Below are 11,029 nucleotides of genomic sequence, written 5' to 3'. Positions count from 1 at the left end.
AAGCGGCAGATTTATGTTATATTAGTCTTAATTCTGGTCAACCAGAAAGGAGGTTTGATTCAATGAAAACATTATCGCTTTCTGAGGCAAAGATGAAACTGAGCAGTCTGGTGGATTCGGTTCACAAAACCGATGAGGAGGTTGTCATAACAAAAAACGGCTCTCCAGCCGCCGTACTTGTCAGCCCCGATGAGTTTGAGGGTTGGAAAGAGACGGTCGCTATACGTTCTGACGCTGTATTTATGGATGAGATTAAAAAAGGCTTGGCGGCTTTGAGAAAAGGCAAAGCAAAGCTCTATACGCTTGAGGAACTGTTCAGCTAAATGAACATCCGCAGACTGAAAATATCTAATGAAACAGCGGAATTAGTCCGCACCCTGCACCCGGATCTAAAACGAAAGATTAAAGCCGCACTGCAGACGGTTTTAAATGACCCCCTGTCAGGCAAGGCATTAAAGGATGAACTTAAGGGACTGCAAAGTTTTAAAGTCGGTAAATTCAGAGTGATTTATAACACTGCATCAGACAAGGGTATTATTAACGTTGTAGCCATAGGACCCAGAAAGACTATATATGAAGAAACCCTAAAACTCCTGCAAAGAGAAAAATGAACAACGTTCTCTTTAACATACCCTCTGTGTCAACTGGTTTTTGTCCCCATTGCAAAACTGTTGTCAACCTCGCTGAAAACATTAAACTTGAGTTCACTTGCGATCGGGACGAAGAGATTGAAACGATTACCATCAGAACGTATCATTGCGAAGCAGTAAACATGGCAATTTTTTAAATCCGAATAAAAGTCCATATAACTTTGAACGCTATGACAGCGATTTAGAGCGTAGAATGATGGCTCGCTTGGATGCTGATCCCGATGTAAAAAAATGGATGAAGCGTCACGGTATTTCCATCCCGTGGATAGACGGACAGAAACACCAGCGGCGTTATGTGCCTGACTTTATTGTTGAGTATTCAGACGGAAGAAGAGCGCTTATTGAGGTTAAAGATCCGAGCCGCATTGATTCCAACGAGGTGCAGCGTAAACGCAAGGCGGCGGAGATGTGGTGTAAACAGAGGGGAATGGAATATTTTATTGCGACGATTTGATAGTGTTTATCATGAGCACTTAATACTTTTCCAACTAAAAACCTAAATGTTATGATAATATTATCAGGAGGGAGGATTGATGCCGAGAAAGGTTCTGACAAACAAACCACTTATTGAAGCTATTTTTGAAGTAAAATGGGAGCTAAAGGAAATAAGTCAAGGTATCAAGGTAGACCCTCACTATAAAATCCTTGTTGGTAGTCTATATTCGAAACTAAAGGAAGACTACCCCTATCATGAGCCTTTACCCGCATCTTCATTACCTGACGATATTGCAGGTCATGTGATTCAGCACAGATTTAGAAAAGACAAAAATCAATGGCCACTCATCCAGATAGGCCCGGGTATTCTCACCGTAAATGATACGGATGGTTATATTTGGGAGGAGTTCGAATATAAAGTCCGTCGTGCTGTAACTACACTTTTAGAAATGTATCCTGAATCTAAGAATCTCAATTTCAACAGTCTCCTTCTTAGATATATTGATGCAGTTGAGTTTGATTTTAAAGAAAACAATATTTACGATTTCATGGCAGAAAAGATGAAAACTACTGTACGACCATATAATGTACTTTTTAGTGATACAGGTGTTGATTCCGTTCCGATATCTCTTGACTGGCGATTTTCATATCCTTGTACTAAACCGGATGGAGTGATTCACTTACGATTTATGAGAGGAAAGAAAGAAAATGCAGATGCTTTAATATGGGAAACCATGGTTCAATCTACGAATAAGCAAGTCTCTATGAAAATTGCCGATTGGTTGAACGATGCCCATAACTTGACAGATGACTGGTTTTTTAAACTAATTGCAGGTGAACTTGAAAGGAGGTTTGAATAATAATGCCAGATACAATATCATCAAACAGAATTGAACCAGTAAATTTTATCAGGCTTGGTTCCAGTTCCACAGATGGCGAAGATAGAGCCTGGAATCTTAATTATCCTATAGTAAAAGGGAGTTACACGTCTGGCTATTATCCGGAATTTGATATTGCAAGTTATTCAGGAAGCACGGCATTAATTCCTGAAAATGAAACATACAAATATAAAGAAATAATTCCAGAAGAGATGCTTGAGCACGATATTTTTGTGAAAATGCCTCCAAAGAAAAAATATACTATTAAAGCAAAGATAGTTTGCGTTAGAAAGGCCGAGCCACAAATAGTTATCCCCGAATATCCCTATACAGGAAGTTGAAGGTATGCCAAAAAGAGAATTCCCGTGGTACGAAATTATTGATAATGATGAACCTGTGTTACAAGGTGACTTTTTATTATCTTGCCCTGTTTTTGCACCAGTATACGATGCTGTTTTGAAAGAAGGAGCAACGCCATCTTTTGAAATTGTTGAATATGATGTCATTATCATGAGCCAATCATGTGATCTTGCCTCCAAGAAACTTGATTTAGTTCTCGTTTGTCCCTTATGGAAGTTGAGTGATCTCGAAGTTCGAGAAGCCTTTATAAAAAGTAGCAAAGGGAAAGAGACTTTACGACAGGGAAATATGCCGGGATACCATTTGTTGAACAAATGTGTGATTAATGGTTTTCAGAGAGAATACATGGTTGCTGATTTTAGGAATACTTATAGTGTTCATTTTGATCTTATAAACGATATCTCAAAAAAGCAGGCTAAAAGATTAAGGTTGCTTCCCCCTTATAGAGAACACCTTTCACAGGCATATGCCCGATTCTTTATGAGAGTAGGGTTGCCTATAGATATTCCTCAATTCAAGTAATAGGATACGTACCATTGAAATGGTTTATGGGTTTTAGCTTAATTTTAGATAATTAGCTAAAAAAGCTGTAAATTTAGCAATAAATACGTATAACCCATTAATAAATAATTACTTTGCCATTTGATTTTTAGCTAAAAAATCAAATTTTAAACCATTATTGAAAACTAAAACTTAAATGAAACGTCCCATTGGACAGCATTTTCTTTTTGACCCGCGGATACTGAAGAAAATCGTTGATTGCGCCGGTATAACACCTGCGGACACGGTCGTTGAAATAGGTCCGGGCAAAGGCATAATGACAAGGATTTTAGCCGAACGCGCAAAAAAGGTCCTCGCATTGGAGCTTGACAGAAAACTTGCCGCAGAACTGAAAGGGGTTTTTGCCGGAAAATCAAACGTAGAAATAATAGAGGCTGATGCAATGGAATTCCCGTATGAAACAATAAACGGCACATTTAAGGTCGTGGCAAACATCCCCTATTATGCCACCACCCCTATTTTATTCAGGCTGCTTGAATTCAAAGAGAAGATTACAAGTATGACATTGCTCCTGCAAAAGGAAGTAGCACGGAGGATTATTGCATCCCCCGGCGGAAAGGATTACGGCGTTCTTTCCATTACAACCCAGCTTTACACAAAACCGAAATTAAAATTTTCAGTATCGCACGGCTCTTTCACCCCTCCGCCAAAAGTAGATTCTGCAGTTGTGCATTTTGAGGTTTCGCCAACACCGCTTTATAAGATAAAAGACGAAACACTTTTCCTTAAAGTTGTAAGGACTGCGTTTTCACACCGCAGAAAAACTATAATGAATAGCCTCAGGTCATTAGTAGAAATTGAAGTCAACCTTCAACCTTCAGCCTTCAGCCTTTCACAGATTAAAGAGGCTGTGCATAAAGCAAATATAGACCCTAAATCAAGGCCTGAGGTTTTAAGCATAAAAGACTTTGCAAGGCTTTCAGATGCATTACTCTTTTTTAGCCATGCCGGCGCCCAGAACGACAAATAAAATCTTTACGCTGATACCGCCTAATTTATCACTCATCAGATTTGGTATTATAAAGCCAAGAATTGTTCCTGCAATAAGGATTATGAAAAAATTGCGCTCCATATCAGAATTAGATCTTATAGAGATTTTGATCAACTGAAACAAATAAATTCCAATAAAAGCAATGCCTGATATAAGTCCCAATAGTCCGACTTGTACGGCTATTTCCAGAAAAAAGTTATGAGGCGGAAGAAAGTATTTGCCTTTAAGAGGGGCAAAAAGGTTGTATACTTCCGGTTTATCGGTCTTCCATTTATTTAAATATTTTTCTTCTGCGAGTATTTTAGGATATTTTTTCATGCCCCAGCCATAGCCTAACAGCGGCCGGTCTTTTATAATGTCTACAGCCGCTTTCCACATAGGGATTCTATTGGAGAAACCGCCTGTCTTTATCTCATCGGAGAGATTTGTAATCTGATATAGTTTGGCTTTATATTCATCCATAACCGGGTTGTCTTTATGCATATAAAAAACTATTGCGCCACTAAATAACAGCGTAAGAATAAACGCCCTAATCCAAAATCTATAGATTTCAGGTCTGGCAAATAAAGCTCCTAACAATATCACAAAAGCAATGCTTCCAAAGCAGGAAATATCTCTAACGCCCACCATAATTGCAAATTCTAAAAAAATAAAAATCAGCAATAAAAAGCGCAGATTGGTGCGGATAAGTAAAAAATAGCCTAATGAAAGCGGAAAGATAGTAATGCCCTTCCCTGTATAGCCGTCAAGCCATACAGTATATTTTTCAAGGAAATGATCCCAGTAATATGAGAGTCCCCAGATAAATGACTCATTTACTACCAGCATTGTATAGATGGCAAAGGCAGAAACAGGCGCAATCAGAAGTTCCTTGATTTTCTCACAGTTATCATATTCTGTGACAATAATTAAAAACAGGCTCAGCGGTATCAAAAGCCCCCCTTTAAACTGCTTTAGATTATCAATGGGGTCCATTCCGGCAAGAGAGGCAATAAGAGCGATAAGAATGAATATGAAAATGGAAATGGTAATTTGATTTAAAGGTATAAAGGGCTCATGTTTTCTAAATTTTAATCTTAATACTGCCCAAGAAGAAAATGCCAGCCAGAAGGCAATTTCAAGCAGGGTGGTCGTATGGGGGAATATGATAAGGAAAAGATAAATGAATAACGATATATGCAGAGTTTTCTCTAAAACAGATTCAAAAGCATTTAAGTTTTCTTTTTGCATAGTTTTATCAAGTTTAAACAGTTCAATATTGTTTTAAATCGTTCAAAGTTGAACTTTTTGAACTATTTTAACGGTTTAAACTATCTTATATTAGTTTCTTCACAGCCTCAACAATTTCCACAGCACTCACTGACGTCACACACATTCTGTCGTCCCTTTTACAAGCATATGCAGCTTTAAAAACATAAGTGCAGGGAACACATGGCAGTTTGTGCTGGATAATTGTGATTTTTCCCCCAATAGGCCGCTGCTCCGTGGTGTCTATCGGCCCTGCAAGATGTATCACGGGAATATTCAAGGCATCCGCCATGTATGCAATCCCGGTATCAACGCCGATAAAAAGCGATAACCTTTCAATAAGCGCAGGAAGCTCTGATAAATTTAAGCTGCCAGTCGCATCAACGATACGGTCTTTTTTGGTAATACAATCAATTATATTGTGCGCCGCATCCTTGTCCTGATAAGAGCCTATAAGCGTCACCGTAACATCAAGATTGTCTAAGAGTCCATTTGCAATCTCAGCGATTTTTCCTGCCCCTAATTCTTTGAGTTTGTTCCCGCTGCTTACCGCAATGCCGATAAGGGGTTTATTGGTTTGTCCGCAGGATAAACATACATTGTCATTCCTGCGGAGGCAGGAATCCAGTTCATCTGTTTTCTGGATTCCCGTTTTCATGGGAATGACCTTAATAATGTTCTTGTCCTCTTGTAAAATTTGCTGTACCTTTCTATCCGCCCCCCCTGATTTATAAACCTCTTTTGATAAATTATTGCTTTCAATCCCGATTCCTCTCAGCATCAGCATATATGTCTCCATTACCAGCCTTCCCCCTACATGACTTTCAAGAGAAGTAAAAAACACTGATGCAAGCCTGAAGGTTAGTCCTGCAAAATCAGGCATTACAGACAATCTGATCGGCACCGCAGCCCAGAATAATGCAACTGCAAACGGCACATTGGGATTAAGACAAACTGCAATATCATAATTGCCTTTGCATATCAGGTTTGACAATTTCAATTTCCCCCTGAACCCCATATAGTCAGCCGCCTTAATGGTGATGATTTCATTCACATAAGGGTTGTGTTTTAGAAGCCCCTGTGTTACAGGGTTTACCATGACAGTTAAATGAGCCTCCGGGTATTTTTTCCTGATTTCGCAGAACACAGGTGTGGAACAGATTAAATCGCCGATTTTGGCAGTCTGGATTACAATGATACTTGTAATGGTTCCCTTCTTTTTTAAGGCAATAAACAAATACAATAAAGGGGAAAAAATATAAGTCAGAATTACATATATCACTGTTCCAATACCTCAGTGATGATGTTTTCTACTTCACCGGCATATTTTTCAATTGAGAAATTTTCAATTACTCTTTTTCTGCCGGCACCACCCAGAAATTTCCTCAAGGAAGGCTCTGATACAAGTTCTGTAATATAGCCTGAGAGTGCCTTTGTGTCGCCGGTGTTATATAAAAATCCTGTCCTGCCATCCACGACAAGCTCCAGAGGCCCTGCAATCCTTGATGCAATCACAGGTTTTCCCATAAGCATCGCCTCAAGAATCACCCGCGGGAATCCTTCCCTTTCAGAGGGCAGAATAAATAAATCCATTGCAGCCATATAAGATATTGCATCAGACTTAAAATTTATAAGCATAACATAGTCATTCAGCTTGTTTTTCTCTATCTCTTTCTGTAGCTGTTCCCTCTCGGGCCCATCGCCTAAAATGACACACTTAATTTTATTAGAAAATCCCCCCATCCCCCCTTTGTCAAAGGGGGGTAAGGGGGGATTTTCTAAACTTTCCATTTTGGCTTCTGACTCCCCATGAGTCGTAGACTGATTCCTAATATCTGCCATTGCCTTTATCAAATCAGCAAACCGCTTCCTTTTTACAAGTGAGCCTGCCGAGCCAATCAAAAGTTCATCCCCTTTTATTCCAAGTTCCTGTCTTATTCTATCAGGCGGTACTGTCGGAATTATCCCGGCATCTATCCCGTTATAAACAGTGATGCACTTTGAAGGCTCAATTCCCTGCTTCAGAAAACTCTCCCTGACCCCTTCTGAGACACATATCATTTTGTCAAGCCATTTATTTACGGCTTTGACCTCAAAAAAATTAAGCTCTGTCTCAATTCTGCCGTGAAGCAGTGACTTAATGCCTGCCATTCTTGCTGCAATAATGCCCTCAAGATTGCTGGACGGCTGGTTGTTCATGTAAAGGAGGTCTATGTTGAATTCCTTAAGAATCCTTGCAATCCGCGCTGCATCTTCTTCTATCCTGAAAAAATATTCAATAGAAAAGACGTACAGCTTTCTCAGTCCTTCGCTGAAAAATAATAATGTCCTTCCAGTTTCTTTCAATATCTTTGCTGATAAAGACTGCCTTCTATACTTTAATAAGAGGAAGTTTATGCCTAATTTCTCAATCTCGGTCTTTATATCAGCTTCTCCCGGTTTGATATAATTATGATAAAACAGAGCTGTGAATTTATAATTTTTTTTGTCTATTCTGCGCAGGAGCTCAAGCAGGCTGTTGGTGCCGCCGCCCCATTCTTTGCCTGTGTCAAGGATAAGAATATTCTTCATCCGGCCAATCCAGTAACTTTTTTAAAGACCTCAAAAATCTTCAGGCTGTTTTTCCGGTTGTCAAACATCTCCTCAGCCCTCTGTCTTGATTTGACCGCCATTGTTCTTTGCAGATTACCGTCAGTAAGTATTTCAAAAAGATGACCGGCAAGCTCCATATAATTGCCTTGTGGATAAATCCGTCCGGCATCGCCCACAAGTTCAGGCATGCCGCCGCTCTGTGTCACAACAACAGGAAGCCCTGATGCCATTGCTTCAACAACTGCAAAGGGGAATTGCTCATTCACCGTTAATGTCGTTAAGCTGGGCATTACAAAAGCATCAGCCAGACTGTAATATCTGCTGAGTTCGGTATTCTCTATAAAATTTAGAAATACTGTATTCCCCGACACACCAAGAAGTTCTGCAGTTTTCTGAAGGTTTGCCTTTTGCGCGCCCTGCCCTGCAAGGATAAGTTTTACGGACAGTCCTTTCTGTATCAAAAGTTTTGCGGCATAAAGCAGGGTAAAAGGACTTTTCCATGATGTGAGTTTGCCCACAAACATTATTACCTTATCATTAATTGAAATATTTAATCTATCCAGCAATTCGGTGTTTTTTGCGCACGGGGAAAAAAATGACAGGTCAACGGAATTATGCACGACATCAATCTTTAACAGGTTAACACCTTCAAACTCCAGATTCTTGCGGGCCGTTTCAGATAAACAGATAAAGTGGTCTATCTTTTCAAAAGATTTTCTCCATGCGAATTCGTTCCTTTTATCAAATATGTGGGTAAACGGCAGTGTGAAAGGATAACGATAAATCAGCTTATATCCAAATCTATCCTTAAAAGATGCCAGCGTATAAAGAGAGCGGTCTGCCTTTGTAAGAATCGCATCATATTTACAGGCGGAAAAATGTTCCTCAAGCGAATGAGGATAAAAATCAACATGTGTAAGGCATTCATTATCTTTAAGCCAGCGTTTAAAAGAACAACGCGGATGCTTTAATGAAAGCCATGTCTCATGCTGGTGGGTGAGGATATGTTTGGGAAGGTCAAACGACGCCGGGTTATGTTTGTTATTCTCAGGGATGAAAAGCGTTATGTCCGCCAAATCCTTCAGCGGCTCAAAAGACTGCACAAGCCATTTCCCCATGCCTTTGTCGGCAAATACGCCTATTTTCAATTGGCCCCGCTCCTTTTCTTCAGAACCTGATAATAAACCTTTTCAGTGTCTTCAATCATTTTCTTAAATGTATATCCTTCAAGTATCTTCTTCCTTCCCCTTGAAGCCATGCCCTCAGCCTCTTCCTTGTTTTTTGCCATCCGGATAATCGCATCGGCGATTGCTCCGGAATCTTTCGGGGGAATCAACAACCCTGTCACACCGTCTTCAATAATTTCAGAAAGCCCTCCGGCATCCGTTGCTATGACAGGCTTACCTACCGCAAGCGCCTGCGGAATCACCTGTGACGTAGCCTCAGAGGCAACTGACGGAAGGATGAATATATCCAGCGCGGACATTATTTCAGGGACATCATTTCTGAAACCGGTCATGATTACATGCCTCTCTATTCCAAGGGAACGTATTTGCTCATGGAGATTATTCCACTGCGGACCGTCACCGGCAATAATAAATTTTACTTGCGGGAGAACTGCGGCTACCCTCTGCACTGCATCAAGCAAAAAACGGTGCCCTTTCCAGTGTCTTAATATGGCGACTGTTCCAACAACCGGATAAGAGTTTTCAAGCTGCAATTCAGTTCGGATTTTATCCCCGCTGATATTTAGGTTAAACTTTTCCGTATCCACACCGGCAGGGATGCTGACAATTTTTTCAGGATTAAGCTTATTCCTCGTTATCAGGGTGTTCCTTATATGCATGCCGCTTGTGATAATAATATCACAAAGATGCCTATAAACAAATACCGTCAGACAGTTTTGCCCTACAGGCGTCGTCAGGTGGCGGCTCCGCACAACCGGCGTTCCTGATATTCTACCTGCAATCCCCGCAAGCCAGCTGTCTTTGGAACTATGGGTGTGAATTATGTCAACCTTCTCATCTTTTACTATTTTAAAAAATCTGCCGACTCCCAGCGGTGCAATGGGATATTCCATACGGACAATATAAACAGAAAACCCTGCCTCTTTTGCCTTTTCTGAAATTTTACTGCCTTCCTGACAGGCAATTAAAACCTTGTGCCCGCGTTCAGCAAACTTAAGGGATTCCTGAAATATCCTTATCTCCTGCCCGCCCCAGCCCTTTGAGGCCTCAGTGTGGAGTATTGTAAGTTTTTTGTTGGTCATAGCAAGTTATTCTCCTTAATTACTTCCATCATATCCTCTGCTGATATAGAATCTACGTGCTCCCCTTTTATAACCGTGAACTGCCTTTCTCCATAAGGCATCCATTTACGCGGTCTTTTGCTTCCCCACAGGGATATCGTTGGAGTTTTTACAGAGGCGCCCACATGCATTGCCCCGCCTTCTCCGCACACAAGAAGGTTGGACTTTGCAGCAATTGCGGCAAAGTCCATAATCTTAGGTGAATCAAAATAAACTGCATTACCCGCTATTCCCTTTGTAAGCGCCTCTGCCTTTCCCCTGTCAGCAGGCGCAGAGGAAATTATAATTGCTGCATTGTATTTTTGACAAAGCATATTCCCCAGTTCCTTAAACTTGTGAAGCGGCCAGGTGTTTTCCGGCTTATTGTTGCTGACATTAAATACAACCACCCCTCTATCCCCATGTGTAAACGGATAAGCTTTTAAAAAATCACGTGCTTTATTCATTGAATCAGCAGGGATTTCAATGCTTATGTCTTTTACTGTGTTTTTTATTCCAATGGCTTTAATAAATTCAAGGAGCGCATCAACCTGATGGAGGGATCTCCATTTTTCACAAGAGTTTACAGGCAGATTATAACAAAATTGAAGCGGATGCCATTTATCCGGCATACATCCGGCGCGTATCCTTGCCCCGCTAATCAGCGTGATTGCCGCAAGCGTTGACGAAAAACCTCTTTTTACTCCTATCACAAGGTCGTATTTTCTCTTATTTTCTCTGAAAAGCCTCCAATAATTAAAATATTTGTTTTTATAAATGCCGCGCCCTTTTTTGTACACCAGCACCTCATTTACAAAAGATGCGCCTGCGACCACCCCTGCATTTATGCTGTCAGCCAAAACAGTGATATGCGCATTGGGAAATTCCATCCGTATGGATTTAAAGACGGAAATGGCGCAAATCATATCGCCGATATTATTCCGGCGTATGAGAAGAATGTTTTTGATTTCGGGTTTAAGGGCTTTCAGGTTTTTCATTTCTTCGTATTTTTATTAAGAACACATCA

Annotated in this window: 13 protein-coding genes; 7 read left to right on the top strand and 6 right to left on the bottom strand. The window is 40.5% G+C overall.

Features of this window, described 5'->3' with window-relative positions:
- Positions 1-62: 62 nt before the first annotated feature.
- From HZA10_02885 to rsmA, 7 genes are all read left to right on the top strand, one after another.
- Positions 63-323 carry a type II toxin-antitoxin system Phd/YefM family antitoxin gene (locus tag HZA10_02885; GenBank protein ID MBI5195249.1) on the top strand — a complete coding sequence of 87 codons (261 nt, stop codon included), beginning with the start codon at positions 63-65 and terminating at the stop codon, positions 321-323.
- On the top strand, positions 324-611 hold the full coding sequence (locus HZA10_02880; protein MBI5195248.1) for a type II toxin-antitoxin system RelE/ParE family toxin: 288 nt from the start codon (positions 324-326) through the stop codon (positions 609-611). It abuts the gene before it with no gap.
- 244 nt (positions 612-855) lie between these two features.
- The gene (locus HZA10_02875) at positions 856-1,104 is read left to right on the top strand and encodes a TnsA endonuclease N-terminal domain-containing protein (GenBank protein MBI5195247.1); all 249 of its coding nucleotides are present in this window, start codon (positions 856-858) and stop codon (positions 1,102-1,104) included.
- Positions 1,105-1,183: 79 nt separating this feature from the next.
- Positions 1,184-1,945: a TIGR04255 family protein gene (locus HZA10_02870; protein MBI5195246.1), complete on the top strand. Its 762-nt coding sequence runs from the start codon at positions 1,184-1,186 to the stop codon at positions 1,943-1,945.
- A gap of 2 nt (positions 1,946-1,947) precedes the next feature.
- Positions 1,948-2,304, top strand: a complete 357-nt coding sequence (locus HZA10_02865) for a hypothetical protein (protein ID MBI5195245.1) — start codon at positions 1,948-1,950, stop codon at positions 2,302-2,304.
- 4 nt (positions 2,305-2,308) lie between these two features.
- Positions 2,309-2,845, top strand: a complete 537-nt coding sequence (locus tag HZA10_02860; protein ID MBI5195244.1) for a hypothetical protein — start codon at positions 2,309-2,311, stop codon at positions 2,843-2,845.
- 175 nt (positions 2,846-3,020) lie between these two features.
- Positions 3,021-3,854, top strand: coding sequence for a ribosomal RNA small subunit methyltransferase A (gene rsmA, locus HZA10_02855; protein ID MBI5195243.1), 834 nt, complete (start codon positions 3,021-3,023; stop codon positions 3,852-3,854).
- Here the strand turns inward: rsmA and HZA10_02850 are convergent.
- The 6 genes from HZA10_02850 to HZA10_02825 form a co-directional block, all read right to left on the bottom strand.
- On the bottom strand, positions 3,813-5,105 hold the full coding sequence (locus HZA10_02850; GenBank protein MBI5195242.1) for an O-antigen ligase family protein: 1,293 nt from the start codon (positions 5,103-5,105) through the stop codon (positions 3,813-3,815). The genes rsmA and HZA10_02850 overlap by 42 nt on opposite strands.
- Positions 5,106-5,190: 85 nt before the next feature.
- Complete coding sequence (locus HZA10_02845) at positions 5,191-6,222, bottom strand: glycosyltransferase family 9 protein (protein ID MBI5195241.1); 1,032 nt, start codon at positions 6,220-6,222, stop codon at positions 5,191-5,193.
- Positions 6,223-6,401: 179 nt separating this feature from the next.
- Positions 6,402-7,694 (bottom strand): glycosyltransferase family 4 protein, encoded by a 1,293-nt coding sequence (locus HZA10_02840; protein MBI5195240.1) that lies wholly within the window; start codon positions 7,692-7,694, stop codon positions 6,402-6,404.
- Entirely contained in the window at positions 7,691-8,863 is a 1,173-nt protein-coding gene (locus tag HZA10_02835) for a glycosyltransferase family 4 protein (GenBank protein MBI5195239.1), read from the bottom strand. The genes HZA10_02840 and HZA10_02835 overlap by 4 nt, the downstream gene beginning before the upstream one ends.
- Positions 8,860-9,984 (bottom strand): glycosyltransferase family 4 protein, encoded by a 1,125-nt coding sequence (locus HZA10_02830; GenBank protein MBI5195238.1) that lies wholly within the window; start codon positions 9,982-9,984, stop codon positions 8,860-8,862. Before HZA10_02830 ends, HZA10_02835 begins: the two co-directional genes overlap by 4 nt.
- On the bottom strand, positions 9,981-11,000 hold the full coding sequence (locus tag HZA10_02825; GenBank protein MBI5195237.1) for a glycosyltransferase family 9 protein: 1,020 nt from the start codon (positions 10,998-11,000) through the stop codon (positions 9,981-9,983). The genes HZA10_02830 and HZA10_02825 overlap by 4 nt, the downstream gene beginning before the upstream one ends.
- Positions 11,001-11,029: the final 29 nt, after the last annotated feature.

Source organism: Nitrospirota bacterium, assembly GCA_016212185.1.
Lineage (GTDB): Bacteria > Nitrospirota > Thermodesulfovibrionia > UBA6902 > DSMQ01 > JACRGX01.
This window is presented reverse-complemented; position numbering and strand designations above follow the sequence as displayed.

Excerpts from the sequence above, each read along its gene's own strand:
- HZA10_02830 (MBI5195238.1), bottom strand. The coding sequence starts at position 9,984 with ATGACCAACAAAAAACTTACAATACTCCACACTGAGGCCTCAAAGGGC.
- HZA10_02840 (MBI5195240.1), bottom strand. The coding sequence starts at position 7,694 with ATGAAGAATATTCTTATCCTTGACACAGGCAAAGAATGGGGCGGCGGC.
- HZA10_02860 (MBI5195244.1), top strand. The coding sequence starts at position 2,309 with ATGCCAAAAAGAGAATTCCCGTGGTACGAAATTATTGATAATGATGAA.
- rsmA (MBI5195243.1), top strand. The coding sequence starts at position 3,021 with ATGAAACGTCCCATTGGACAGCATTTTCTTTTTGACCCGCGGATACTG.
- HZA10_02885 (MBI5195249.1), top strand. The coding sequence starts at position 63 with ATGAAAACATTATCGCTTTCTGAGGCAAAGATGAAACTGAGCAGTCTG.
- HZA10_02850 (MBI5195242.1), bottom strand. The coding sequence starts at position 5,105 with ATGCAAAAAGAAAACTTAAATGCTTTTGAATCTGTTTTAGAGAAAACT.
- HZA10_02865 (MBI5195245.1), top strand. The coding sequence starts at position 1,948 with ATGCCAGATACAATATCATCAAACAGAATTGAACCAGTAAATTTTATC.
- HZA10_02845 (MBI5195241.1), bottom strand. The coding sequence starts at position 6,222 with ATGGTAAACCCTGTAACACAGGGGCTTCTAAAACACAACCCTTATGTG.
- HZA10_02880 (MBI5195248.1), top strand. The coding sequence starts at position 324 with ATGAACATCCGCAGACTGAAAATATCTAATGAAACAGCGGAATTAGTC.
- HZA10_02825 (MBI5195237.1), bottom strand. The coding sequence starts at position 11,000 with ATGAAAAACCTGAAAGCCCTTAAACCCGAAATCAAAAACATTCTTCTC.
- HZA10_02870 (MBI5195246.1), top strand. The coding sequence starts at position 1,184 with ATGCCGAGAAAGGTTCTGACAAACAAACCACTTATTGAAGCTATTTTT.